Origin of the sequence: Pseudocitrobacter corydidari, assembly GCF_021172065.1 — a bacterium.
GTDB classification, from domain to species: Bacteria; Pseudomonadota; Gammaproteobacteria; order Enterobacterales; family Enterobacteriaceae; genus Pseudocitrobacter; species Pseudocitrobacter corydidari.
Genome location: NZ_CP087880.1, coordinates 4102430 through 4128564, shown reverse-complemented (window position 1 = coordinate 4128564; position 26135 = coordinate 4102430). Strand labels below are relative to the sequence as shown.

General features: G+C 56.6%; 18 protein-coding genes. 5 read left to right on the top strand and 13 right to left on the bottom strand.

What is annotated here, in order from left to right; all coding sequences use genetic code 11:
• Window positions 1-44 precede the first annotated feature (44 nt).
• Window positions 45-521 (top strand): lysozyme, encoded by a 477-nt coding sequence (locus tag G163CM_RS19140; protein WP_231825985.1) that lies wholly within the window; start codon window positions 45-47, stop codon window positions 519-521.
• Here the strand turns inward: G163CM_RS19140 and G163CM_RS19135 are convergent.
• Window positions 477-1103, bottom strand: coding sequence for a response regulator transcription factor (locus G163CM_RS19135; RefSeq protein ID WP_231825984.1), 627 nt, complete (start codon window positions 1101-1103; stop codon window positions 477-479). The genes G163CM_RS19140 and G163CM_RS19135 overlap by 45 nt on opposite strands.
• 343 nt (window positions 1104-1446) lie before the next feature.
• A complete protein-coding gene (locus G163CM_RS19130) occupies window positions 1447-2205 on the bottom strand; it encodes an SDR family NAD(P)-dependent oxidoreductase (RefSeq protein WP_231825983.1) in 759 nt (252 codons plus the stop codon).
• Between the two features lie 119 nt (window positions 2206-2324).
• Here G163CM_RS19130 and G163CM_RS19125 point away from each other — a divergent pair, with 119 nt between their 5' ends.
• The 3 genes from G163CM_RS19125 (at window position 2325) to G163CM_RS19115 (ending at window position 5899) form a co-directional block, all read left to right on the top strand.
• On the top strand, window positions 2325-3224 hold the full coding sequence (locus G163CM_RS19125) for a LysR family transcriptional regulator (RefSeq protein WP_231825982.1): 900 nt from the start codon (window positions 2325-2327) through the stop codon (window positions 3222-3224).
• A 51-nt stretch (window positions 3225-3275) separates the two neighbouring features.
• Window positions 3276-4304 (top strand): inner membrane protein YhjD, encoded by a 1029-nt coding sequence (gene yhjD / locus G163CM_RS19120; RefSeq protein ID WP_015962585.1) that lies wholly within the window; start codon window positions 3276-3278, stop codon window positions 4302-4304.
• Window positions 4305-4576: 272 nt separating this feature from the next.
• Window positions 4577-5899, top strand: coding sequence for an MFS transporter (locus tag G163CM_RS19115; RefSeq protein WP_231825981.1), 1323 nt, complete (start codon window positions 4577-4579; stop codon window positions 5897-5899).
• Between the two features lie 80 nt (window positions 5900-5979).
• Here the strand turns inward: G163CM_RS19115 and G163CM_RS19110 are convergent, their stop codons facing one another.
• A complete protein-coding gene (locus tag G163CM_RS19110) occupies window positions 5980-8016 on the bottom strand; it encodes an AsmA family protein (protein WP_420851452.1) in 2037 nt (678 codons plus the stop codon).
• Window positions 8017-8104: 88 nt separating this feature from the next.
• On the bottom strand, window positions 8105-8878 hold the full coding sequence (pdeH, locus tag G163CM_RS19105; protein WP_231825979.1) for a cyclic-guanylate-specific phosphodiesterase: 774 nt from the start codon (window positions 8876-8878) through the stop codon (window positions 8105-8107).
• A gap of 203 nt (window positions 8879-9081) precedes the next feature.
• On the opposite strand from pdeH, the gene kdgK reads away from it, so the two are divergent.
• Window positions 9082-10011 (top strand): 2-dehydro-3-deoxygluconokinase, encoded by a 930-nt coding sequence (gene kdgK / locus G163CM_RS19100; RefSeq protein WP_015962581.1) that lies wholly within the window; start codon window positions 9082-9084, stop codon window positions 10009-10011.
• Window positions 10012-10129: 118 nt separating this feature from the next.
• On the opposite strand, the gene G163CM_RS19095 is transcribed toward kdgK, so the two are convergent.
• The 9 genes from G163CM_RS19095 to bcsR all read right to left on the bottom strand — a co-directional run bounded on the left by G163CM_RS19095 (window position 10130) and on the right by bcsR (window position 26048).
• On the bottom strand, window positions 10130-11617 hold the full coding sequence (locus G163CM_RS19095) for a M16 family metallopeptidase (protein ID WP_231825978.1): 1488 nt from the start codon (window positions 11615-11617) through the stop codon (window positions 10130-10132).
• A 229-nt stretch (window positions 11618-11846) separates the two neighbouring features.
• Entirely contained in the window at window positions 11847-13133 is a 1287-nt protein-coding gene (locus tag G163CM_RS19090; protein ID WP_231825977.1) for a dicarboxylate/amino acid:cation symporter, read from the bottom strand.
• Between the two features lie 157 nt (window positions 13134-13290).
• Entirely contained in the window at window positions 13291-15294 is a 2004-nt protein-coding gene (gene hmsP / locus G163CM_RS19085) for a biofilm formation regulator HmsP (RefSeq protein ID WP_231825976.1), read from the bottom strand.
• A 266-nt stretch (window positions 15295-15560) separates the two neighbouring features.
• A complete protein-coding gene (gene bcsC / locus G163CM_RS19080; protein WP_231825975.1) occupies window positions 15561-19049 on the bottom strand; it encodes a cellulose synthase complex outer membrane protein BcsC in 3489 nt (1162 codons plus the stop codon).
• Window positions 19031-20137 carry a cellulose synthase complex periplasmic endoglucanase BcsZ gene (gene bcsZ / locus G163CM_RS19075; RefSeq protein WP_231828399.1) on the bottom strand — a complete coding sequence of 369 codons (1107 nt, stop codon included), beginning with the start codon at window positions 20135-20137 and terminating at the stop codon, window positions 19031-19033. Before bcsZ ends, bcsC begins: the two co-directional genes overlap by 19 nt.
• Before the next feature lie 6 nt (window positions 20138-20143).
• Complete coding sequence (bcsB, locus tag G163CM_RS19070) at window positions 20144-22456, bottom strand: cellulose biosynthesis cyclic di-GMP-binding regulatory protein BcsB (RefSeq protein WP_231825974.1); 2313 nt, start codon at window positions 22454-22456, stop codon at window positions 20144-20146.
• Between the two features lie 13 nt (window positions 22457-22469).
• Window positions 22470-25088 carry a UDP-forming cellulose synthase catalytic subunit gene (gene bcsA / locus G163CM_RS19065; RefSeq protein WP_015962573.1) on the bottom strand — a complete coding sequence of 873 codons (2619 nt, stop codon included), beginning with the start codon at window positions 25086-25088 and terminating at the stop codon, window positions 22470-22472.
• On the bottom strand, window positions 25085-25837 hold the full coding sequence (gene bcsQ / locus G163CM_RS19060) for a cellulose biosynthesis protein BcsQ (RefSeq protein WP_015962572.1): 753 nt from the start codon (window positions 25835-25837) through the stop codon (window positions 25085-25087). The genes bcsA and bcsQ overlap by 4 nt, the downstream gene beginning before the upstream one ends.
• A gap of 10 nt (window positions 25838-25847) precedes the next feature.
• Window positions 25848-26048: a cellulose biosynthesis protein BcsR gene (bcsR, locus tag G163CM_RS19055; RefSeq protein ID WP_015962571.1), complete on the bottom strand. Its 201-nt coding sequence runs from the start codon at window positions 26046-26048 to the stop codon at window positions 25848-25850.
• Between the last annotated feature and the right edge of the window lie 87 nt (window positions 26049-26135).

The window sequence follows — 26135 nt, the reverse complement described above, 5'->3', positions numbered from 1 at the left end:
ATCACATCCTCTACACTCGTTAACTATCTGAGTGAGGAAGAAAAATGCCTAATACAGCCCTGCGCCTCAGCCCGGAGGGGTTAGCGTTTATTAAACAATGTCAGGGATTTTCTGCCGAGCCCTATCAGGATGAATGTCATCTGTGGGTCGTAGGCTATGGTCATTTGATTCAGGGGAGTGAGGCATTCGTTACGCCGCTTAGCCAGCCACAGGCCGACGCGTTATTGCAGCTGGATATTTACGCCTGCGAGCGCGTACTGGCGCGCGAAATAGAAGTGCCGCTGGTTCAGATTCAATATGATGCGTTAATATCGCTGGCACTCAGTTTAGGCCCCGAGACATTTGCCGCTTCCGCTGTGGTGCGCTATATCAATCAGCGCCAGTTCGCGAAAGCACTTTCGGTATGGTTGATGGAAACAGAGCTAAACGGGGTGAGAAGCAACGGCCTGAACAGACAGCGTCAGGCCGAATGTGCCTTATTCCGAACAGACCTGGGACGGGAGTTCATGCGCGCTGAATAACATCGCCGCCTGAGTGCGATTTTTCACATCCAGACGTCGGTATAGCGATTCAAGATGCGCTTTCACCGTGCCGGCGCTGATATTCAACGTACGGCTGATCTCTTTATTTGATTCGCCATTTGCCAGTAGCTCCAGAATTTCACGCTGGCGATGACTAAGCTGTTCCAGCCCACGCTTTTCGCTTTCATAATTAAATGTCCAGCCGCCAGGAAGGCACATTAACCCGCAGACAGCGCCGTTAATGGCTTGCACAAACGTTTCGACGCTTTCATCACGTGGCACAATTGCCTGCACATTCCAAGCAAGCGACTCTTTCAGCCAGGCCTGCTGGCAATCACTTGCCACAATTACCGTATGCGATAACGGGAATTGCTGCGCTTTTTCCTGCAATAACCAACTGCAAAACGATTTATCCATGTCGCCATCCAGAATAAGCAATGCCTCTGGATATTCCAGCAACCGTCGCCACAGTTCATCAGCCTGACTGACGGCGTAAATATCTACTTCAGGAATATTTTCCTGCAAACTGATCTTCATTCCATGAATAAATATCGACTGCCTGTCAAACATGATTACCTGCATACTGATTCCTCATCAGAAAAATGAACCCTACACATTGAAGGGTGAAGGGTATTACTAGCGGAGGTAAATAAGAACTCGCTGTTTGGCCTGGGCTATTTTACTGATGAAAACAAAAATAAAAACATTTTTGTTATGAATGAGTTAAGGGGGTGAGGAAGTATTACTTATTCATATTGTTTATTACATTCTATTTAAGGAAATCCTGAATATAATTGTCAGCGGAATAAATATTAATTTCGAGAAGAATAGCGCGGTGGCGGAAATAAAGGAAAGACGGTGGGCAGGGGCGAGTGTTACATGATGTGAAATAGCACGTGTTGTACCTCGCCCTCGCCCCCTCATCCTACAAAAACATCCCCCCAGAAACCTCTACCCGCTGCGCGTTCATCCAGCCGAGTTTATCGCTCAGCAGTGCGGCAATCGCATCGCCGATGTCGTCCGGCATACCTACGCGCCCCAGCGCGGTTTGCGAGGCAATATACTGATTAATCTGCGCATTATCGCGCACGCTGCCGCCGCCGAAGTCGGTTTCTATCGCCCCCGGCGCAATCACATTGACCGCAATGCCGCGCTCGCCCAGTTCTTTTGCCTGATAGCGCGTTAACACTTCCATTGCGCCCTTCATGGCGGCATAAGCGGCAAACCCCGGAAGCGCAAAACGCGCCAGCCCCGTCGAAACATTCAGGATGCGCCCGCCATTTTTAATCAGCGGCAGCAGGCGCTGAGTCAGGAAAAACGGCCCCTTAAACTGGATGTTCAATAATTCATCAAACTGTGCTTCCGTGGTCTCGGCAAACGGCGCATTAATGCCAATCCCGGCATTGTTCACTAAATAATCAAACGTGTCGCGCTGCCACATCTCTTTTAGCGCCCCTTTAACCTGCTGCGCAAAATCACCAAACGTGCTGATATCACTGACGTTAAGCTGTAATGCCACCGCTTTCACGCCCGTTTGCTGAAGTTCTTTCACCAGATCCTGCGCCGCCTGCTGCTGGCTATGCCAGGTAAAGATAATATCTGTTCCCTGGGCCGCCAGCTTCAATACGGCATTTTTACCCAGTCCACGGCTGCCGCCAGTCACTAATGCGATACGTTGCGTCATGAGAAACCTCATTTCAGTGGGGTTGTTCGTTGAGAACAAGCTTATTAGGTGATAAAAGAACAATAAATATTGCTGATTACGCTTCACTGTCTCATTCAAAACAACAATAAGGGTTGGGGATGGATAAAATTCACGCAATGCAACTGTTCATCCGCGTGGCGGAACTGGAGAGTTTCTCCCGCGCCGCCGATACCCTCGGCCTTCCTAAAGGTAGCGTATCGCGCCAGATTCAGGCGCTGGAAAACCAGCTCGGCTGTCGTCTGCTGCACCGCACCACGCGCCGCGTTCAGCTGACGCAGGACGGCATGGTCTACTATGAGCGCGCCAAAGATCTGCTCAGCAATCTGGAAGAACTCGACAGCATGTTCCAGAGCGACCCCAGCAGCGTGAGCGGGCGGCTGCGCGTCGATATGCCCGTTGCCGTGGCGCGAAATGTGGTCATTCCCCGCCTGCCCGCGTTTTTGCAGCACTACCCCGGCATTGAGCTGGAGCTGAGCAGCAGCGACCGCCTGGTGGATGTCATTCGTGAAGGATTTGACTGCGTGGTACGCGTGGGTCATCTGAAGGATTCAGGATTAATCGCCAGGCCGCTCGGCAAACTGACGGTGATAAACTGCGCCAGCCCGGATTATCTGGCGCGATTCGGTTATCCAGAATCGCTGGAGGCACTCGACGACCATGCGGTGGTGCATTACGCCACCAGCCTCGGCGTGCGCCCGCAGGGGTTTGAAGTGGTGATAGATAACACCACGCGCTGGGTAAAAACCGGCGGCGTGCTGACGGTCAACAGCACCGAAACCTATCACGCCGCCTGCCTTGCCGGGCTGGGGATTATTCAGGTGCCGCGCGTTGGCGTGCGGGAGGCGTTACGCAGCGGTAAGCTCATCGAAATTCTGCCGCAGTACCGCGCAGAACCGATGCCGGTATCGCTGATTTATCCCCATCGCCGCAACCTGTCGCGGCGGGTACATCTTTTTATGGAATGGCTAACCGAGGTGATGAAAGAGTACGTTGATTAGCACGGTCTATAATTTAGTGATAGTAAACAAGAGAAAAGGAAAACCGACCTGATGACGCCGGAAAATGACGTAAAACGTCCTACTCAGGAACTGGAGCACGACCCCATCAAACCCATCGACACTGAAACGCATCGGGCCCCTGAGGAGCCCGGAAAAGCGACGCAGGCGCTGAATAAAGTCACCCATACCGCACAGAAGATTCAGCAGCAGCCGATCATCGCCCACCTGCTTCGTGCCGCCGAGCGCTTTAACGATCGCCTGGGCAATCAGTTTGGTGCCGCCATCACCTACTTTTCGTTCCTGTCGATGATTCCGATTCTGATGGTGTCCTTTGCCGCAGGCGGTTTTATCCTCGCCTCGCACCCGACGCTGTTACAGGACATCTTCGATAAAATCCTCACCAACGTGAGCGACCCGACGCTTGCCGCGACGCTAAAAAGCACCATCAACACCGCCGTCCAGCAGCGTACCACCGTCGGTTTAGTGGGGCTTGCGGTGGCGCTCTACTCGGGCGTGAACTGGATGGGCAACCTGCGCGAGGCCATCCGCGCCCAGTCGCGCGATGTGTGGGAACGTACGCCGCAGGATCAGGAAAAAATCTGGATTAAATACCTGCGCGATTTTGTCTCGCTGATTGGCCTGCTGATTGCGCTAATTGTCACCCTGTCGATTACGTCAGTGTCCGGCGCGGCGCAGCAGATGATCATCTCAGCCCTCTATCTCGATAGCATTGAGTGGCTGAAACCAGCCTGGCGGTTGATTGGCCTGGCGATTTCCATTTTCGCCAACTATCTGCTCTTCTTCTGGATCTTCTGGCGACTGCCGCGCCACCGCCCGCGCAAAAAGGCGCTGATTCGCGGTACCTTCATTGCGGCGATTGGCTTTGAGGTGATTAAAATCATCATGACCTGGACGCTGCCTGCACTGGTGAAATCCCCCTCCGGCGCGGCGTTTGGTTCCGTTCTCGGCCTGATGGCGTTCTTCTACTTCTTCGCCCGTTTAACCCTGTTCTGCGCGGCGTGGATTGCCACCGCCCAGTACAAAGATGACCCGCGCATGCCGGGCAAAACGCACCGTTAATGCCCTATCGGGCTGAATGAAAATGCAAAATTTCAGCCCGATTCATCATTTCAGCAGATAAATCCAGTTAGTAACTTTTTTTTAACCAAAAACCAGTTTTATCCACTAACATGTAAATTCTGTGAAGCATTTCATAGAAGCGATTTCGCTGGCTTAAAAACTATTCACTTTTTGCCGTTTTTTCACGCACCCTCCCGGTCTGTTACAGATTGAAATGTCGATTTTGCTATGTCTAATATGGCCGTTCGTTCGCTATAAAATAAGAAAAGACTATGCAAGCTACCGCCACAACGCTCGATAACGAACAAGACATCGCACCGGTTAACTCACGTAATAAAGTCGTCGTTGCCTCACTCATCGGCACCGCCATCGAGTTCTTCGATTTCTACATTTACGCCACCGCGGCGGTGATTGTTTTCCCGCACATCTTCTTCCCGCAGGGTGACCCGGCCGCGGCCACGCTCCAGTCGCTGGCGACCTTTGCTATTGCTTTCGTCGCGCGTCCGATTGGCTCCGCGCTGTTCGGCCACTTTGGCGATCGCGTCGGGCGTAAAGTGACGTTAGTGGCCTCACTGCTGACGATGGGCATTTCCACAGTGGTGATCGGCCTGCTGCCGGGCTACGAAACCATCGGCATTCTGGCGCCGATGCTGCTGGCGCTGGCGCGTTTTGGTCAGGGGCTGGGATTAGGCGGCGAATGGGGTGGCGCGGCGCTGCTGGCCACGGAGAACGCCCCGCCGCGTAAGCGCGCGCTGTACGGTTCTTTCCCGCAGCTGGGCGCGCCTATCGGCTTCTTCTTTGCCAACGGCACCTTCCTGCTGCTCTCCTGGCTGTTGACCGACGAGCAGTTCATGAGCTGGGGCTGGCGCGTGCCGTTTATCTTCTCTGCGGTGCTGGTGATTATCGGGCTGTATGTTCGCGTGTCGCTGCATGAAACGCCGGTGTTCGCCAAAGTCGCCGCCGCGAAAAAACAGGTTAAAGTGCCGATGAGCACGCTGCTGACCAAACATATGCGCGTGACGGTTCTCGGCACCTTTATCATGCTGGCGACCTATACGCTGTTTTACATCATGACCGTTTATTCCATGAGCTACAGCACCGCCGCCGCGCCAAATGGTCTGGGGCTGCCGCGTAATGAAGTGCTGTGGATGCTGATGCTGGCGGTGATTGGTTTTGGCGTGATGGTGCCGATTGCCGGGCTGCTGGCCGACCGTTTTGGCCGTCGTTCCAGCATGATTGTCATTACTTCGCTGATTATTCTGTTCGCCCTGTTCTTCTTCCAGCCGCTGCTGGGTTCCGGCGAGCCGTCGCTGATTATGCTGTTCCTGTTGATTGGCCTGAGCCTGATGGGGCTGACCTTTGGCCCGATGGGCGCACTGCTGCCGGAGTTATTCCCGACAGAAGTGCGTTATACGGGGGCGTCGTTCTCTTATAACGTGTCGTCGATTCTTGGCGCGTCGGTTGCGCCGTACATCGCGGCCTGGTTACAGGGCAGCTACGGGCTGTACTACGTGGGCGTGTATCTGGCAGCAATGGCGGCGTTGACGCTGATTGCGCTGCTGCTGACCCATGAGACGAAACATCAGGCGTTGTAAAACGCCGGATGGCGCTACGCTTATCCGGCCTACATAAATTGTAGGGCGGGCAAGCGCAGCGCCCCCGCCAGCAAACCACATCAATGCTTCATCTGCGACAAAATCGTCTGGCACTGATTCACATCCCCTTCTGACGGCGAAATCAACGCCAGCAGCGCCGCCGCCGGTGTGACGAGCGTCGCCAGCGCCGCTGCTACCGCGCCACGGGCAATCAGCGGCCCCGCTTTTACGCCTGCCTGCGGGTTCTTGAAGCTGCCGCGCACATACAGCGGTGAGCGCAGGGTAATGATGCGAATCCCCTTACTTTCCGGATCAATCGTCAAATCGAGCTGCTCTGAGGCGAAACTGGCGGTGCCGGTCACGTTAATCAGCGCGTTTTCCGTATCGAAGGCAAAAATCTGCGGACGCGCCACGCCGTTCACAATATCGAGGTTCGCCGCCGCGCAGTTCACCCGCACTTCATCATCGCCAAAAATCTGCCCGACGATAAAGTTACCGACATTCAGCCCGACAATCTCCATCAGGTTACGGCTGATAAGCCCGTCGTTCATCAGCAGTTTCAGGTTGCCGTTACTGTTGCCCAGCAGCGCGGCCACGGAATTCCCGGTGCCACGGAACTGCGCATCGCCGTTCATCTCACCGAGCGTTTTCTGCATCAGCTCTACGTTGGGCATCAGCTCTTTGAGCTTCAGGCGACGCGCCTGAATATCCGCCTGGCCGCGCATGGGTTTACGGTCGCCTTCCAGATGGATATTGCCGCTGATCGTGCCGCCCGCCAACCCCAGTTTGATCGGTTGCAGGCGCAAATCGGCATTTTTGAGGATGATGTGCGTCGACAAGTCGCTGATCGGCAACGTGCTACCGTGCTCAATACGTCGCCCTTTAAAGCGCACATCCGCATCCATCACGTTCCATTTGTCGGTTTCGAAGCGGTCATAAGGCAACACTTTGTCGGCAGGCTGGACCGTGGCTTCCCCTTTACGCGCTTCGGCGCTTTTCGCTTTTTGCGCGCCTTTCCCGGAGTCCACGCCAATCAGCGGGCCTAAATCCGCCAGCCGAAGCTGACGCGATTCCAGGTCGCCTTCCAGTTTCGGACGCGGTTTCCCGGTGGTGTAGGTCAGCGAGCCGTGGATATCGCTGTCGCCGATGCGGCCGTTGAATTTGCGATAGTCAAAGACGGACGACTTTTCGCTATCGATTTTCGCCACCAGTCGGCCATCCGTTTCAAACGGCGGGGTGTCCGGCAGCAGTACGCCGGTGAGATCGTAGAGATCGCTCAGGGAATCGCCAGAGAATTTAAGTTGCAGATCGACCCCGCCCATCTTCATGGGATCGTTGACCGCGCCCACAAACGCCACACGCGTGTTGCCGGAGCGGAAATCGGCCTGCACCGGGAAAGGCTGCCCTTCGCCGCGCAGCGCCAGCATGCCGCCAATCTTACCGGTACCGGTAAGCGGTTCGCCGCGATAGCGCCCCTGCGCTTTCAGGCCGAACACATAATCCCCGGCTTTGGCGTTATCGCCCTTTCCTTTGCTGCCGGTCACTTCGCTAAACGGCAGCGGTTTGCCGAGCGGATCGACCAGGATCTCAATGTCTGCCTTGCTCACTTTGTCATCCACGGTAATGCGCCCGCGATCGAACAAAATATTATCCAGCCTGAATGACCATGCTGACGGCTGGGCATTTTTATCATCCTTACCGTCGCCAATATTAAAGGTCCAGTTATTGTTCTTTTCGGAGAGGCGAATCAGGCGCGCGTCGGGTTGTTCCAGCTTAATCCACGGCAGCCAGACCGTTTTGGTCAGCAGCGCCAGCGGCGCGAGCGTAGCTTCTACGCGCGGAAGATGCACCATGGTAACGTCCGGGATATCCGGCGGGTTGCCGAGCATGATGTCTTCAGCATGCACGTGCGGCCAGGGGATCCAGCTTCGCCAGCCGGTCTCCTGCTTCTGACGCTCCCACACCACGCCAAGATCGCCGCGAATAGCGAAGGGTCGGTGCAGTTCAGTGGACACTTTTTCGTTGATGGTTGGCTTCAGCCGGTTCCAGTCGAAGGTCGCAATAATTATCACCAGCAGGATAATCAGGGCCACTAATACCCCTGCGGTGATGGCAATCGCTTTGCTTAATTTCGTCACGCTCGCTCCTTTTGTGAAATTCCTCACCTCTCATAAAGATAGCTGAGGGAGAAGAGAGCGGCGTAAATCAGGAAAATGCTATTACCACATCGTCGAGGGTTTTCATGGGAACCGGGCGGGAAAGAAAGTAGCCTTGCGCCGCAAAGGCGGGCGATTCCTGCACATCCTGCCACTCCTCCTGCGTCTCTACACCTTCTACGATCACGCCACGGCAGTAGCGGTTCATCAGCTGTAATAGCATGGTGAATAGATTGCGCCCCTCGGGAGTTTTGCGCAGCATGATAAACAGGTCGCGGGCGACTTTGATGTAGTCGTAGCGCACTTCGCTGAGCGAGGAGAAGTTTGCCATCCCCGTGCCAAAATCATCGAGCCACAGCGGGCCAAATTCGCAAATGGACGCATACGACGATTCCTGCGGCAGACGCGTGTGCTCAACTAATTCGAAGCGCAGCCAGTCGAGCGGCTCAATCATATTTTTTAGCGCCTGATCCTGCTGCATCGCCATCAGCGTGGGGCCATCTACGTTAACCGACGCCAGGATCTGGTTATGCGCAAAGAATTCCTGCTTCAGCATCAGCATCTGCAGTTGCTCTTTTAACACCGCGATACGTTGACTGACGGGCACTTCAGAGAAATAACGGTCGGGCGCAATGCGTTGTGAGGGATGGTTGGGATGCGTCACTACCGTCAGCACTTCAATCGCCATCAGGCGGCCTTCGGTGGTGTAAATGGGCTGGTAAGTGTAGGCGCGTTCACACTCCAGCCAGTAGTGCTGTGCCTGCAGATTCGCGAGACCTGGCTCAGGAATGCTCAACTGCGGGATGACCGGCGTTAACTTCATTTCAGCTTCCTGTTGCAATGAGGGATCGAATGGAACTCGTCAACAGGTTATCGGCGGGTTAAAGGAGAACTTTATGTGCAAAAATTTGCGCTAACACGCGCTAGCTCAAAAAAATAATGGAACGATGTTTTAATATAGTTGACCACTAAAACAGCGCAGCGCACACTAGCGCTAATATTCCGATTCAGATCAGGTTCACGACTATGTCTAAAAAAATTGCCGTGATTGGCGAATGCATGATTGAGCTGTCCGAGAAGGGCGCAGACGTAACCCGCGGCTTTGGCGGCGACACTTTAAACACATCAGTGTATATCGCACGCCAGGTTGATTCTGCGGCGCTGCGCGTCGACTACGTCACCGCACTGGGCACCGATACGTTCAGCCAGCAGATGCTGGATGCCTGGAAAGCAGAAAACGTCGGCACCGGGCTGATTCAGCGCATGAGCAACCGCATGCCGGGCCTCTACTACATCGAAACCGACGACACCGGCGAGCGCACCTTCTACTACTGGCGTAACGAAGCGGCGGCAAAGTTCTGGCTGGAGAGCGATGAAGCCGCTGCCGTTTGCGAAGAGCTGGCGACCTACGACTACCTCTACCTGAGCGGGATCAGCCTGGCGATTTTAAGCCCGACCAGCCGTGAAAAATTGCTCTCTTTGCTGCGCGAATGCCGCGCCAACGGCGGGAAAGTCATTTTCGACAACAACTACCGTCCGCGCCTGTGGGCCAGCAAAGAAGAAACCCAGCAGGTTTACCAGCAGATGCTGGAATGCACCGACATCGCCTTCCTGACGCTGGACGACGAAGACGCGCTGTGGGGCGAGAAGCCGGTTGAAGAGGTGATTGCCCGTACCCACGCGGCAGGCGTACAAGAAGTGGTGGTGAAACGCGGCGCAGACTCTTGTCTGGTGGCGATTGCAGGCCAGAACGTGGTTGATGTTCCTGCGGTGAAACTGCCGAAAGAGAAAGTTGTGGATACCACCGCAGCGGGCGATTCTTTCAGTGCGGGTTATCTGGCGGTGCGTTTGACCGGCGGCGATGCAACAGCAGCGGCGCAACGTGGCCACCTGACTGCCAGCACCGTGATTCAGCATCGCGGCGCGATTATTCCGCGCGAGGCGATGCCGGCTTAAGGGCGAACCCCCTCACCCTAACCCTCTCCCTAAGGGAGAGGGGACCGATTGTGCCAAAGGTTAAGCGTGTGCGGTTTTTCTCCCTCTCCCTCAGGGAGAGGGCGGGGTGAGGGTTGTGTTACTGCGGCGGAATATCCGACACTTCCTGACGCACGTCATCCCCGCTTACCGGTTCTGCCGCCGCAGGCGCTGCCATCACGTTATCCCACGTGGCTTTCAGTTCCTTCATGTTATGTTCCGGCTCACCGGCGGGCTGCTGCAAAATCAGCGCCATATCCTGCGACAGCTGGCTGCGCAGATCCTGGTTCACCATATCGAGCGTTAACGTATCAAGGAAGTTCTGGCGCAGTTGCTGATACTGCTCTGGCGCGATATCCACCACCTGATTCTGCAACGAACGCATACGCTGGCTCATCAGCACATCGGTGTCGGTGCGGGCATAAGTGGCGAACAGTTTTTGCAGCTCCAGCTTTTTCTGCGCGACCAGCGCGTCAAACTCTTCGACCGGCAACCCCTTTTCGCGGACTTCTGCCAGCTCTTTCGCCACCACGCCCAGGTTTCCGTCGAGCTTATCGCCCGGAGAATCCAGGTTGATGGAGCATTGAGCGCGCAGATACAGCACCCGACAATCAAAGCCTAACGCGATGTCTTTCGCGTTGTTTTTGCTCAGTTTCTGCTGAACGTGCCAGAACAGCGCTTCACGCGCGAGATCCGCGCGCCAGTAGCGCAGCATTGCCGCAGATTCGCGAATCGGTTGCCATGGGGTATCCCACATCAGCGACAGGCGATCCTGGGTGACATTTTTGGTCATGATGCTGACCGCTTCCGGGCGCAGCGGCGAAAGCGTCGGCACTGCCGCAGGCGTTTCACGCTTGCCCTTCAGCTCGCCGAAGGTTTTGTTGATTTGCTCGGCAACCGTGCGGCTATCGACGTTGCCGACCACAATCAGGGTCATCGCATCCGGCGTGTACCATTTCTGGTAGAACGCTTTCACCTGCTCGGCATCTACCGGGCGCTTCAGCGGCTCTGCCGGGTCGTGGCCCAGCATGGTTGAGCCTTTCAGGCGATAGCGCCACCAGCCGTCTTTGGTATCCTGCGGCCAGGTTGCCACCATATCCTGCGTATTTAACGCATGCTCGATGGTTTGCGGCGTAATCGATACGCTGCCGCCCGCGCTGGCAAGCCAGGAGAGTGACTCTTTCAGTAAGTCTGTGCGGTTGTTCGGCAGGCTTAAATTAAAGTGGGTGTAATCATAGGAAACGATCGCGGGCGGCAGCGGCCGTTTCGGGTCGATGCCCTGCTGCCACAGTGAGCGAGCCTGCATCGGTTGTAAGCTTCCGCTTTGCGTCAGCGCAATGCGGGGAATGAGGTGGCTGTAGCCGGTTTGTTGCGCGCTTTCAGAGAGCGAGCCGATATTCACCACCAGCCGGATTTCAACGCGATCGCTGGGACGCTGAGGCGTGGAAAGCACCTGCCACTGAAAACCATTAGCCAGGGTACCCTGTTGCCAGGCGGGATCGGGCTGTAGCGCCTCTGCCTGCACATAACCCGCTGTCGCCATCATCAGCAAACTGCCAGCTAAGAGTCGAATTTTTGTGCCCTGCATGTGAACCCCTGATGAACGTTCCTGGTTACAAAGGCAATCCACACGTCGTGGTTGCCGAAAAGAATGTCGTAAACACGTCTGTTTGACCACACGATCGTCAAAACGTCACATCGCTACGAAAAATAATGTCTTACGATAGCATGACGTCGCTGCATGCAATATGCAACGCCGCCTAATTATGCGCAGGAGCCCGCACTCCAGCAAGGGAGTACGGGCTTAAGATGAGGATTTAAGAGGATAATTCGTGCGGTTTGTTGGCTGGCGTACGATTATTCAGCACATCATCCAGTTGTTGCTGGTCGAGCTGCTTAACGCGTTTCGCCACCACAATCGTTGCCACGCCGTTACCAATCAGGTTAGTCAGGGCGCGCGCTTCCGACATAAAGCGGTCGATACCCAGAATCAGGGCCAGGCCCGCGACCGGTAAATGCCCCACGGCAGAGATAGTTGCCGCCAGCACGATGAACCCGCTTCCGGTGACACCCGCCGCCCCTTTGGAGGAGAGCAACAACACCACCAGCAGGGTGATTTGATGGAAAATATCCATGTGGCTGTTGGTCGCCTGGGCGATAAACACCGCCGCCATCGTCAGGTAGATAGAGGTGCCGTCGAGGTTAAACGAGTATCCCGTCGGTATCACCAGCCCCACCACCGATTTCTTACAACCCAGTTTCTCCATCTTGTCCAGCATACGCGGCAGCGCCGATTCGGAAGAGGACGTGCCCAGTACAATCAGCAGCTCTTCACGGATGTAGCGGATGAATTTGAAGATGCTGAAGCCGGTGGCTTTGGCGATAGAACCGAGTACCACCACCACGAACAGAACACAGGTGATGTAGAAGCAGATGATCAGCTGGCCGAGTTGCACCAGCGTGCCCACACCGTACTTACCGATGGTGAAGGCCATGGCCCCGAAAGCCCCGATAGGCGCCAGGCGCATGATCATGTTGATGATGCCGAAGATAACCTGCGAGAAGCTCTCGATAACGTTAAAAATCAGCTGGCCTTTGCTGCCCAGACGGTGCAACGCAAAGCCAAACAGCACCGCAAACAGCAGCACCTGCAGAATGTTACCGCTGGCGAACGCGCCAATCACGCTGGAAGGAATGACATCCAGTAAGAAAGCGACAATGCCCTGATCCTTCGCCTGCTCGGCGTACACCGCAACCGCGCCCGCATCCAGACTTGCCGGATCAACGTTCATGCCCGCGCCGGGTTGCACCACGTTAACAATAATCAGGCCAATAATCAGCGCAATGGTACTGACCACTTCGAAGTAGAGTAGCGCCACCGCACCGGTGCGCCCTACCGCCTTCATGCTTTCCATCCCGGCAATACCGGTCACGACGGTACAAAAGATGACAGGCGCGATGATCATTTTAATCAGCTTAACGAACGCGTCGCCAAGCGGTTTCATTTGCGCGCCTAACTCAGGGTAATAGTGGCCCAACAGCACACCGATGACGATGGCGGTCAGAACCTGCACATAGAGGCTTTTGAAGAAAGAGGTTTTCATAGGATGTCCTTAAGATAAAACCACAAACCAGGTAGGGGATTACCCAACTTGTGACCTCAAAATAACACCCACGAAACATTACGGAAATATATATAGCTACATTTGCAACTGAATTGTTAAAAACCTTGAGCTGACTCGCACAACTGCGAAATCATTTTCAATCGGGTTTCACCGCCGAATCCGGCAGGTAGTCCTGCTCAAAGTTTTCCGGTGACACCGCGCGCGCAAACAGGAAACCCTGTAACACATCGACATTTGCCGCCTTCAGCCATGCATATTGTTCCTGCGTTTCCACCCCTTCCGCCACCAGCCGCAGATGCAGGCTGCGTGCGAGCTGAATAATCGCCGCAACCATGCTGGCATCTTCCGGCAAGGTATCGACAAACAGCTTGTCGATTTTCAGGATATCCACCGGAAGCGACTTCATATGCTGAAGCTGCTGCAGCCCCGCATAGCCCATTCCGAAGTCATCCAGTGCGATACGCACCCCGGCATTGCGCAACGGTCGCAGAATCGCTACAGCGGCTTTAGGATCGTCGATGCTGCGGCTTTCTGTCACTTCCAGCACCAGCGTGCCGGGTGCTATGCGGTAGCGTTCAAGCAGCGCCAGCATATCCGGCACCATATTGTGATGCATCAGTTGCAGGGCCGAGAGATTGACCGACAGCGGCAGCATGATGCCGCGCTTCTGCCACGCGGAAAGCAGGCGACACGCCTCCTCCAGCACCCAGTGCCCAACGGTCACCATCAGCCCGCAGGATTCGATGGTGTCGATCAGGTCGTTTGGCAACTCCCAATCGCCGTTCACCTGCTGCTGGCGCAGCAACACTTCCGCGCTGCACACCTTTCCGGTCTCGGTATCGATTTGCGGCTGTAGCCAGATGGCAAACTGATGGTGTTCCAGCGCCGAGAGAATGTCGCTCTCCTGCGTCAGGCGTTTTTGCGCTTTTTCCATCTGCTCCGGGTTAAAAAACTCAATCTGGTTCTTGCCCTTGCGACGCGCGCTAAAGGCCGCCGAAATTGCGCGACGGTAGAGTTGTTCGGCGCTCAACCCGCCTTCGAACATGGCGATACCCACGCTTGCGGTTGGGCGCAGTTGAATACCCTGCAACGGCAAACGCTCATTCATGACAGTGAGTACTTGCTGACCTAATGTGATGGCGTGCCACGGTTCGGTAACGCCTTCAGCCAGAATGGCGAAGTCATAGGCGCTGACCTGCGCCAGTACCATGCGCGGTGAGATCACCTGTTTCAGCTTCTCAACCAGGGTCAGCAACAGCATTTCGCGCTGCTCTTCTTTCAGAACGCCCGCCGTGTCCTGCAAGGTCTCGCACGCCACCATCAACAGCGCGGTGGTTTTCTGCTGGCTGACGGTTCGCTCAAGCAACGCCAGTAAAAAGGCTTTATTTGGTAATTCGGAAACCGGGAAACGCGTTGCGCGGCTGCAAAGCTCATCATACTGACGCAAAGCAAGCTGCTGATGGCGGTTGTAGCTGCGCACCATTTTGCCGATTTCATCGTCGTGATGCAGACGCGGCAGAGTGAGCTGATGGCCCACGCGCTCTTCCGGCGAGAGGTCGTTCAGTTCATTCGCAATCGCGCGCAGAGGGCGCACAATCAGGCGGTTGATGCTCCACGTCAGCGCCACGGTGAGGATCAGCACTAAAAGTAAGTAAGCAGTCACCAACGTAGCGAGGGCGCTCATTACGAATTTGTACATGCGGTACGAATCGGACTGAAGCACCAGATAAGCCAGCGGCTGTGGGTTTGCCGGGCGTTCCAGCGAATAAAGCGGCAGTGAAATCTGTACCGGCAGCTCAAAAATACGGGTGATCATCACCGGAACCGGGCGTTCCGGAATAAAACTCATGCGCAGCGCCTGGAACTGGTTAGGCAGCACCACATCGGCCCGGCTCACAATGCCGGAAGGCTGAATGCGGCCAAGAATGGTTTCCGCTTCCGGGATATCAGCTTTAAGAATGGCCGCCGAGAGCGGCTGGCGAACGGAACGGGCGATGCTTTCAAGTTGCGTGGCCGTGTTATAGCGATTCTGCTGCACAAAGTGAAAAAGCAGAATGAAACAAAAGACAAACACGAACACCATGGTTACGCCTGCAACCATTGCCATTTGTTTGATCGTAAGTGAACGGCTGACGCGCAAAAGAATTCTCCACTAAATACTTAACGCACTGCCCGTCATGAGGATAACGAGGTCGATGACAAAGTCAAAAGGTGACCAAAAGGAACAGGCCGACAAAACGACGATCCACAACAGAAAGCACTAACGTCTTACTGTGCAGATATCAGATGCGCAACAAAACAGGACGAAGCCCGCGATAACGTAACAAAGTATGACGTTTCGCGGGCCGATTATACGCTAAGAGAATGGAATTCGTGACAGTTGTCGGTTAATTTCAGCGATTAAAATCACCAGTCAGCGTATGGGACTAATGGCTGAGGCGGCATATCCAGATCGCCCTGCCAGCCTGCCGCCGAGTAACGCACATACAGCAGCGCATGGCTTGGGGTGTAATCCTTCGCTTCCTGAATATCCACCGCCGCGCCAACGAACCAGTTCGACGTCACCCGGCGCTCGACCAGCGCACGCGCGGTGTAACCGAAGCCCTGACTGCTGCCACCGCTGCTGCTGTCCTGGCTGGCATTATAACGCCAGTCGGTCGGTATCAGATTCATCAGCGGATAGCTGGCCTGCGATTTGGTGCGTGAATGCGACCACGATACCGAACCGCCGAGCTCCCACGACCAGTTCTCCGTGCGCTGACGCCAGGTCACCGGCACGGCAAACGACACATACTCTTGCGGGCTGTAGTATCCACCCTGGCCGAGGGTATAGCCGCTCAGATCCTTCTGATAATGCCAAATCATGTTGTTCAGGCCGACCGTTACCCGGCGATTATTTTCATTAATCACCTTGTAGTAGTAGCCGGTCATCCAGCGCACGCGCCAGTTATCGTCAACGTTCTTGCCGGTCAACTGGTCCGCGCCCAGCGACGCCCATACGCCGTTGGCCTCGCCTTTGTCATAGCTCAGGCTGAGCACGCCGCCGTCGGCGCGAACCCCGCCCCATTTCTTGCCGGTGTGACCATCTTTGCTGTTATCCTGCTGGCCGCCGAAGGCCAGCAGCGAACTGGAGATTGGCCGACGGTGACCTTCCAGGGTGTAACCAATCGGGCCCGCTTTGCTGCTGTAGCTCAGGCCGCCGACCACATCCACCACGTTGAAGCCCATTGGTGTGGTACCAATGTCGCCGCTCCAGGTGTCGTTTTTCCAGCCCACCGCCACGCTGACGCCGTTATCGCTGGCGCTCGCGCCGCCGCGACAGGCGTGATCTTTAATGCCGCAGGTCCCCCAGTCCGGCGCGTAGCTGCCGTCGCTTTTACGCGAGAAGCTGCCGACGTTCATGTCCACCCAATCGGAGCGGAAGAACATTCGTCCGTCTGAGAGCGGCGCATCCACCTGGAGCATAGTGGTATGCGCTTTAAGGTCTGAATAACCGCCCGTGCCGCTGGAACCCCAGTAGTCATGCTCCAGCGTCACGTTGAGATCCTGCTGACGATACAGGTCCGCCGCATCGCTGCGCACGCCGCGCTTGAGCCAGTCGTCGCTGGCATCGTTGCGCGTCAGGCGGGTGAAGGTGTCGTTATCCTGCGGTCGCGTCGGCGTGATCCCGGTGGCGACCATCGTATCTTTATAGGTTTCCAGCGCCTGCTGCGGATTGCCGTCCTGCGTCTGGAAACGTGCGGCATCGCGCAGCACCAGCGCGCTGTCCATTGACGGTGGCTGAGATTTCGCCTGCTGCGCCAGGGTGTTAAAGGTATTACGCGCTTTTTCGTTTTCACCGAGCCCGGACTGCACCAGCGCAATACGCCGCTGCGTACCCATCGACGGCGCTTCGCCCGTGGTGGAGAGCTGCGCCAGTTGCGCACGCGCGGCGGCTTTATCGCCCTGCGCTAAATAAAGCTCGGCCAGCCCCAGACGCGCGTCGTCATTCTGCGGCTCTTTGCTCAGCACCTCGTTGTAGAGCGCGATAGCCTGCGGCGCATCACCGCGCTGCTGCGCCCAGTCGGCGAGGGTCAATGTGATCCGCGTAGACGCCGGTTGTTTGCGCAGAAGCGCAATGGCCTGTTTCTCCTGACCGGCGTCGCGCAGTCGGTTCGCCTCCTGCATCGTCTTCGCAAATTGCAGGCGGTCTGAGAGTTCCTGAATGTTGCTGTTCCACTGACTGCGCGGCAGTGTGCCTAAATGGGAAATGGCGGCGGCATCACGTTCGGTGCTGGAAAGATACAGGCTGTAGGCGTACACCTGATCCGGGTCTTTCGCCTGCTTCTGCGCCAGATTACGCATCAGAGAGTCGGCTTCACCGCGCTTGCCCGCGCTGTCGAGGTCTTTCGCCAGACGATAGGTTATCCACACGCTGTCCGGGTTGAGCGCCAGACGCTGACGCTGAACCTCGGCGGCCTGCGCCCACTGGCCCTGGCTCTCAAGCGTTTCGGCCTGCTGTTCAAGGCGATCGTTGGTCAGACCGCGCTCGATATCATCAATGCTGCGACGTTGTGCCGCAGGTAACGATTGAATGTAAGCGGTCGCTTTCTCGGGAGACTGCGCCCGATAGACATTCGCCAGGCCGCGCACCGCAAGATTATTATCCCGGTCCATGCGCAGTGTCTGTTTGTAATAGCCTTCCGCCGTCGGGTAATCCTTACGCGCGGCAGCGACGTCGCCCAGTCCAAGAATCGCGTAGCTGTCGCTGTTATCCACCCGCTGCGCCTGCTGGTAATAGGTTTGCGCCTGCGCTGGATTGTTTGCCTTTAACGCCGCATCGCCCTGCTGAATCAGCAGCCAGTAGCGGTTGGTCTTCAACAGGCTATCCCACTTGCTGCGGCTGCTGTTTTGCGGGTCGAGGGCAATCGCTTTTTGCAACTGGGCGACCGCACGCGCGCGGTCGCCTTTCTGCGAATAGGCTTCGCCGAGCGTACCGATGGCGTCGGCATCTTTATTGTTTGTTGCAACGGCACGTTGTAGGTCTGAAATCGCCGAGGCGGTATTCCCGGACGCCAGCGCGGCAGCGGCTTCGCTCTTCGCACGAACGGTCGGGTCAGACAGGGTTTTCTGTTGTTCCGCCAGCAAGCCACGCGCGTTATCCGCCTGCTCACCGGTGGTGAAAATTTGCAGGAAACGCTGAAGCGATTGCACGCTCGCCTGACTCGGTGGCTGATCCTTAATGGCGTTGAACCAGACATCGCCCGCTTCATTGCGCCCGTTGGACGATTTCGCCATCTGTTCCAGAACGGCAAACGCGTCATCACGGCGATTATCCGCCAGCAGCGTGCGCGCCAGGGTGGATTGCAGGGTGACATTACCCGGCATCTGCTTGTTCAGTGCCTGCAAGCGCACCAACGCATTATTGTGGCGCGCCGGGATTTTCAACGCCGTCGCCCAGTACTCCACCGCATAATCACCGTCCGGCGGCGGGCCGTTAAAGGCTTTCTCGTAGGCGGCAATGGCTTCATCGGCATGGCCGGTGGTCGCCAGCAGACGCGCCTGTTGCAGCGCCTGACGACCTTCCGCTGAATTCAGCAGTATCTCCGTGCGCGAAGCGTTATATTCCGTTGAGTTGGGTGCCAGAGTTTTTATTCGCTCAAGCTGCTTCTGCGCCCCGGCGGTATCGCCCTGACGCAGCATGTAGCGCAATCGCGCGGCCAGCACCTGCGGGTTATTTGGATCGATCAGCTCCAGGCGATAGAGCGACTGCTGCACGATATCTTCGCGCTTGCTGGATTCCCCCAGTCGCACCTGATTGAGCAGTTGTTCCTGCGCGGAAGGCGCGGCATAACTCGCCGGAATCAGCGTAATACCTAAAGAGAGAGTGAGTAAACTTAGTGTGAACTTGCGCATTCCTGGCCCCAGTCAGGTAGTAATTCACCGCGGGCGCTGAAGCGAAAACGGTGTTGGTCCCAGCCCTGGCCAAAGAGGGTCAGGACATAGCTGTAATAGGCGTCTGCGCCAGGGAAATTGTCGGCTACGCGCTGGCGCTGAACGGCCTGCGCATCGCGGTCCTGCAGGAACGGCAGCAGCGAGGCGGAGAAGCCCACCGGGCCATTGCCGGTGACTTTGCCGGTGAGGGTGTCGACTTTTTCCGGCGGAACGCCTTCGCGGGCGGTCTGCGCCGCCATCGCGTTAAATCGGGTTAACAGACGGGCTTTTTGCGGGTCGCTGTTGTGCATCATGCCCACCCACAAATAGACGCGGATGGCGTCATAGCTGCCCACCAGCGGCGTTTTACTCTGCTTCTGCCAGCCCTTGCCTTTCTCGTAGTTCACCCAATCCGGCGAGTAACCTTTAGCAGCGGTTTCCATCAGCAGGCGCTGGTTGGTTTCGCGCAGCGTCGTCCACGGTGCACCAAAGCGGGTGAAGTAGCTCGCCAGCTGCGGCGGCAGGTAGCTTGGGTTAAAGCGCCAGCTGTTGGCTTCGGCAAAGCCAATTTTGCCCGGCAACAGCATTGAGCCTAACCCCGGCACGTTGACCACCTCTTCCCGGGCAATGCGCGAGAGCAGCGCTTTCCCGGTTTCGGTATAGTTCGCATTCTTCCACAGGCGGCCCGCCTCCAGCAGCGACCAGGCAATCCAGACGTCAGAATCGGATGCGGAGTTGGTATCCAGCACCGTCCAGGCGTTGTCGTCTTTCTTGCCCCACAGCCAGGCAGGCAGCGTGCTTTTCAGGTCACCCTGCGCCAGGTTGTTCTGCGTCCAGTCGAACAGTTTGCCGAACGTTTCGCGGTCGTTGGCCGCCAGCGCGAAGAACAATGCGTAGCTCTGCCCTTCGGAGGTGGTAATTTTGCGCGCATCGCTCGGGTCAATAACGCGCCCTTCGGCACTGACATAGTCTTTTTTGAACTGATCCCAGGCAGGCCAGTTACAGGCCGCCTGGGCCTGTACCATCGTGCCCAGCGCTAACAGCAAAACTATCCAGCGTACGCTTTTCATCACGGCTTACTCGTCTTCAGGATCCAGTCGACGGCGGCTGATAATGCGCAGCAGTCGCCACAGCACCCACGCCAGCAATACGATGCTGATAGCAGCAAACAGCGCCAGCAGAATCGGATGGTTAGAGAGGGCAAACCACAGGCGCTCGAACCATGGCAGGTGACCGACGTAGTACACATCGCCCACGCGCAGGCTGCTCACGCCCGATTCACGAATCACCGAAACTGAACCAAACATCGCCGCACGCTTGCCGCTGTCGTTCAGCGCGCCGTTCAACAGTTCATAACCACGCGGGCTGTCCGCCAGCAGTGCAACCACGCTGCGCTGATCGTTATACGGCGACTGGAAGCCGACGATTGCCGCCATCGGGCCGGATGAGGTGACGTCCGTCTGCACGTTCGGTTTACGTTCGTTTTCATCAAGATAGATGCTCGGCAGCTCATGATGACGCAGCGGCGTTTTCACCCAGCTCTTCGTGGCCTCAACCAACAGGTCAATCTGCTTGTCGTTTTTCAGTTTTTCCGGGATGGAACCAATCAGCAGCAGGTCGGTATCTTTGCCCTGAATGTCGCTGCCTTCATCGGCCAGGGTCACGTTCATCGCCGGGAAGCCGGTCTGTGCGCCCATCTCGCCGACGGTATTCAGCAGCGTGGTCACCTGTTCAACGGTCGGATTTTTCGGCATCACCACGGTGGTGTCAGAGAGATCCGCCATGCGGCTGAACGGGAAGCCCGCGTTGGCAAACGCGCGCAGGTCCGGCATCGCCAGGAAGTGATAGTAGTTCGAGAAGTCGATCGTCGAGTCGTCGCCAATCACCACATGGTTCTGCACCGGCTGGAAGGTAATACAGTTATCAATCGAGCCGCCCGGCATCGGGTTCATATACTGGAAGTCGAAGCGCAGCTGGTTCATCGCGCCCAGACGCAGCGCCGGAATAGTCACTTCGTTTTTACCATCAACCAGCCCCTGCAATACCGGCAGGCGCAGCAGCAAGCTGCTCACTTCCTGGGTGCTGTTGAGGTTAAAGGACTGTAAGAACTGATCGTTCAGGCTGATATCCATTCGCGAACTGTCTTTCACCGCCGGCATGGTAAAGCGATATTTGAGGTCCATATCGATACCGTTGCTGCGCAGCAGGTAGAGATCCGGCGGCAGATTCAGCGCCACGTTAATGGACGCCGGTTCCAGCCCGGTGGATTGCAGCTGTTGCTCGTAAGTTTTCAGCTCACCAAAAGTAACCGCGCGGTCGGTACGCACCCAGTTCGGCGCATCGTACGGCACGCGTGCCAGCAGCGGTTTCACATCGTCCACCACCACGCTGTCGCCACGGAACAAGATATTGCCCTGAGCAATGCCTTTCGCGGCCATCAACAGATCTTTATCGTCGCGGCCCATGATCACCAGCAGCTTGACGTAAGGATCGTTCGGATGGTTGATCATTTCGATCGTCGGAGCTTTTACCGCCGGATGATCGCGCAGGAAATCAGGGCGCTTGTCATTGGTGGCAAACACAATGGCGTTTCTATCCGGCAGCGTGTTGTAGCTCACCGGGAAAGTCTGCCCACGCCAGCCCGCACGCGAACCAAACCACGAGGCGACAATGCCCGCCGCCTGCTGCTGTGGCAGATCCGGCGTCGCCGCGAAGACGATCGGCAGCGTGAGCGGTCGGTTATCGCGGGAATCGAAGAACGGAACCGGGAAGTGCGACAGATCGTTACGCACGTTCAGCGCCTGATAGGTTAAATCCAGCGAACTGTTGCGGCCTACATCCAGCCAGACGGTGGTGTTAGCCGGGTTTTCACAGACGTCGCGATAGTGGCCGACAAACTCCAGACGCACGCGGTTAAAGTCGGTGATATAGAGCGGGTCGATAGGAATTTGCGCGCTGACCTTTTTCCCCAGTTGTTCTTTGGTGACCGGCAGCACGTCCATCAATTCTTCGTTCAGGTACACCTTCAGCTGCGACAGCACCGGCTGTAGCGACGGCGATGGCGTATAGGTGAGATTCAGCAGCGCTTTCGACACCACTTCGTCGCTGCGCATACCAAATTCAATGGAGCCATTAGGATTCGCACCGCGCAGCACCATGCTGCCCGGCGGCGGCGCAATTTGCGCGAAGGTGAGTTTAACATCGCGCGATGGCACGCTTTCCACCACCACCGGCGAGGCATCGGACGGCGCAGCAGCAGGCGTCGTCGCGCTCTCCTGAGCAGGCGGCATTACCGGCGTTGCGGTCGTCGGTTCAGACCAGGTTGTCGCAGGCAGCAGGCTGCCCATTCCCATCGCCACTGCACAAATCCAGGAGAGTTTTCTTTTCATCGTGTAATCATCATTATTGTTGAGCCATAACCGGCTGTGAGTGCGGCTGCACAGCTTCACGCTCAGGGCGACGCGGGACAAAAGAAGCCACCCAGGCCACCAGCGAAGTGAGCGTACGGAAAATTACTTTTGCAAACGGTGGAGCGAATTCCGCCAGATGGCGATAGCCCCGGAAGCCGAGCTTGAGAATATCCAGCAGGCTTTCCAGCGGTTTATCTTCCGGATAGCTGTCCTGCCAGAGCGCCCAGGTATCGGCGCGCGCGAAGGTACATTGAACAAAATCGATATGCTGACGGGTCGTCATCGGCAGCAGTTTCAGGCCAACTTCGTTGCCAAACACGCGCACCACCTGCGTCGGGAAGACGTACTCCTGCTGGCCGCGTTTGAGCAGCAGATTCACTTTCTGCTCTTCCAGCACCTGCGCGTCGCCGTTAATTTTGATCCCCACCCCGCCGTCGGAGAAGTCATGCACCGTACAGGAGAAGAGATGACCGTCTTCGCGGGCAATCGCGCCAGGCATTTTGATCTCCACGCGATGCGAGCGGCGAACCTGTTTGCTTTCAACCGACACGGCCACCGCGCCACCAAGGATAATCAGGTTGTAGAAGACCCACACCAGGCTGACCCAGACCGTGAGAATTTCATCCTCCGGGCCGTACATATAGCGCCAGATACCGAACGCCACGCCCACCAGGTTTATCAGAACAAGATAGATGTAAGGCCGGGAAATCACCCAGTCGACATACTCCTCTTTCACCAGCCCGCCTTTCGCCGTAACGTTGAATTTGCCTTTGTGTGGGTTAATCAACGCCACCAGGGTTGGCGGTGCGATATACCACGCCAGTACCGTCTCGTAGATTTCGCTCCAGAAGGAGTGGCGGTATTTGCCCTGAATCTTCGAGTTGGTCAGGCTGGCGTGGATCATGTGCGGCAGGACAAACAGCGCAATCATCAGCGCCGGGGCGTAAATGATGTAAGCGTGCAGCAACAGGAAAGCGAGCGGCGCAGTCAGGAAGATAAGCCTCGGCACGCCGGACAAGAAGTGGAACATGGCGTTGACGTAACAGAGCCGCTGCGCGAACTTCAACCCTTTGCCGGTAAGCGGGTTATCGAGACGGAAGATTTGTACCATCCCGCGCGCCCAGCGAATACGCTGGCCGATATGCGCGGATAAACTCTCCGTCGCCAGCCCCGCCGCCTGCGGAAGGCGCATATACGCAGAGGTATAGCCGCGACGGTGCAAACGCAGCGAGGTGTGCGCATCTTCCGTCACCGTTTCAACGGCAATGCCGCCAATTTCATCCAGCGGTTTACGGCGAATAACGGCGCAGGAACCGCAGAAGAAGGTCGCATCCCACATGTCGTTACCGTCCTGCACCAGGCCGTAGAACAGCGTGCCTTCGTTCGGCGTTTTACGGAAGCGGCCCAGGTTGCGTTCAAACGGATCGGGCGAGAAGAAGTGGTGCGGCGTCTGCATCATCGCCAGCTTTTTGTCCTTCAGGAACCAGCCCATGGTCATTTGCAGGAACGAGCGGGTAGGCACGTGGTCGCAGTCGAAAATCGACACGAATTCGCCTTTCGCCAGCTTCAGCGCATTGTTGATGTTCCCGGCTTTCGCATGCTCATGGGTACTACGCGCGACGTACTCGACGCCGACGTCTTTCGCAAACTGACGAAACTCAGGACGATTACCGTCATCCAGTATCCAGATTGACACTTTATCCTTCGGCCAGTCGATACCCAGCGACGCGTAGACCGTGTTCTTCACCACGTTGAGGTCTTCGTTGTAGGTCGGGACAAAAATGTCGACCGTCGGCCACTGGTTCATGTCTTTTGGCAGCGGAACAGGCTGGCGGTTGAGCGGCCAGACAACCTGGAAATAACCCAGCACCAGCACAATCCACGCGTAGGTTTCAGCGAACAGCAGAATGAGGCCGCACACCAGACTCACCGGATCGTTCCAGTTAAGCGTCGAAGTATAGCGCCACCAGATATAGCGGCAGGAAACGGTAAGCGACAGCACAATCAGCATCAGCGCCGAGAAGCGCCCAGGAATGCGCCTGACCAGCAGCGCCACGCCCCACAGTAGCATCAGGAAGATGAACTGAGAGAGTGGGTTAAAGGGCTGGGTGATACAAATCAGCGCCAGCGCGAGCGACAGCGTCACCACCACGCCCAGCACAATACGGCGGATTTTCGGGTTGATGTGCGCCAGCTCTTTATGGCTATCGAGGTGTCCGGTTCGCGCATTGACCTTCGCCGGAATCGCCTCCACCCACTGATGATAGCGCCCCATCACGCCCTGCACCGCCGCCAGCGAGCGCCAGCCTGGACGCTTAGCCGGCTCAGGCCGCTTCGTCGCCAGCAGCCATACGCTTTGCAGCAGATAGCGTAGCGGGTCGAGCGGGCGCGGACGCTGGGCGTCAATATGGGGATAAAGCTCATCCTGGCGGGCAATCAGCCGCTGCCAGTTCGCCTGTTCAAGCGGAATAAACGCCCACACCAGCGCCACCCAAAAGCAGCCCAGCGACGCGCTAAAACAGGATGCGCCCGCGCGACGATAGCCCTGATAGCGCGCATGCAGGCGCGCATAGGCTTCCGGCGCAAACAGCCAGGCGCTCAGGCTTATCATGATGCGGACTCCTCAGAAGCGGGAGCACCGGCGTAATGCAGCAGACACCAGCTCGCCAGCGTCAGGATCTCTTCCGCCGCCAGCGAGTCGTGACGATATTCGCCCAGCGGTTGCTTCGCCGCCATACACTCGGCCATCGCTTCGTCGCGATGCACGGCAATCGGCAGCAGGCGGCGTTGAGTTTGCAGCCATACCTGATACAAATCTTCCTGGAGCTGACTGCCGACGCGCAGGTCGTTAATCAGGAGATGGGCATTCACCGGCAGCGCCTGCTGGTGCAGACGCACGTGGCAGTTGGTGTCCGGCTGGACAATCATCAACGTATGATGGCAGGCCGCCATCAGAGATTGCGTCCACGGATAAAAACCGTGCGGCAGGTCGAGGAGGATCCAGCGATGCTCTCCCTGACGCTGGAGCGCTTCGGCAATGGCGGTAATTTCCGCAAACTTATCCGCCAGCGACAGAACGTTTTCGCGCTCGCCCGGCGTCAGCGCGCCAAACGGCAAAACATCAATCAGCGAGGTGTAGCGCATCCCGGCGTCGCGCCAGTCTTCACCGTCAAGTACCGCGCGCGCCCAGCCGCCTTTGTGGGCGATGTCGTCATTAAATGACAGGCGCAGCAAATTATCGGGGCAGGCGTCAATCACCAGCACCGATTCGCCAAGTAGTTGCAATGACCAGGCTAGCGCCGCCGTAACGGAAGTGGTTCCCACCCCGCCACGCACGCCCTGTAATCCCAGAATGGCCATTATGGCTTCCTTATTTTTGTTCGACTTTTTGTTCTGCAAACTCAGCCAGCAAAGGCCAACGCTTAAAGGCTGCGGCGAGTTGTTCGCGCTGAGAAATATCGGTGTAATCAATATCTGGCAAAGAAAATGCCCGGCTCAACGCCAGGAAGTCATTCTGAAATGTATAACCGAGCGTCGAATCTGACGAAGTCATGGGTTCATTATCAGGCATTTTTGTCGATCCCTATGGAATAAACCAGGAACTACGCTACGGTGCTAAGTAAGCTTTTCCTGAAATTCGTTTACATGCTAAATCTGA

Bases quoted from the DNA above. Each gene is read 5' to 3' on its own strand.
- bcsC (WP_231825975.1), bottom strand. From the start codon at position 19,049: ATGCGCAAGTTCACACTAAGTTTACTCACTCTCTCTTTAGGTATTACG.
- kdgK (WP_015962581.1), top strand. From the start codon at position 9,082: ATGTCTAAAAAAATTGCCGTGATTGGCGAATGCATGATTGAGCTGTCC.
- bcsB (WP_231825974.1), bottom strand. From the start codon at position 22,456: ATGAAAAGAAAACTCTCCTGGATTTGTGCAGTGGCGATGGGAATGGGC.
- bcsA (WP_015962573.1), bottom strand. From the start codon at position 25,088: ATGATAAGCCTGAGCGCCTGGCTGTTTGCGCCGGAAGCCTATGCGCGC.
- G163CM_RS19125 (WP_231825982.1), top strand. From the start codon at position 2,325: ATGGATAAAATTCACGCAATGCAACTGTTCATCCGCGTGGCGGAACTG.
- pdeH (WP_231825979.1), bottom strand. From the start codon at position 8,878: ATGAAGTTAACGCCGGTCATCCCGCAGTTGAGCATTCCTGAGCCAGGT.
- G163CM_RS19115 (WP_231825981.1), top strand. From the start codon at position 4,577: ATGCAAGCTACCGCCACAACGCTCGATAACGAACAAGACATCGCACCG.
- bcsQ (WP_015962572.1), bottom strand. From the start codon at position 25,837: ATGGCCATTCTGGGATTACAGGGCGTGCGTGGCGGGGTGGGAACCACT.
- G163CM_RS19130 (WP_231825983.1), bottom strand. From the start codon at position 2,205: ATGACGCAACGTATCGCATTAGTGACTGGCGGCAGCCGTGGACTGGGT.
- G163CM_RS19135 (WP_231825984.1), bottom strand. From the start codon at position 1,103: ATGCAGGTAATCATGTTTGACAGGCAGTCGATATTTATTCATGGAATG.
- G163CM_RS19090 (WP_231825977.1), bottom strand. From the start codon at position 13,133: ATGAAAACCTCTTTCTTCAAAAGCCTCTATGTGCAGGTTCTGACCGCC.
- bcsR (WP_015962571.1), bottom strand. From the start codon at position 26,048: ATGCCTGATAATGAACCCATGACTTCGTCAGATTCGACGCTCGGTTAT.
- G163CM_RS19140 (WP_231825985.1), top strand. From the start codon at position 45: ATGCCTAATACAGCCCTGCGCCTCAGCCCGGAGGGGTTAGCGTTTATT.
- yhjD (WP_015962585.1), top strand. From the start codon at position 3,276: ATGACGCCGGAAAATGACGTAAAACGTCCTACTCAGGAACTGGAGCAC.
- bcsZ (WP_231828399.1), bottom strand. From the start codon at position 20,137: ATGAAAAGCGTACGCTGGATAGTTTTGCTGTTAGCGCTGGGCACGATG.
- G163CM_RS19095 (WP_231825978.1), bottom strand. From the start codon at position 11,617: ATGCAGGGCACAAAAATTCGACTCTTAGCTGGCAGTTTGCTGATGATG.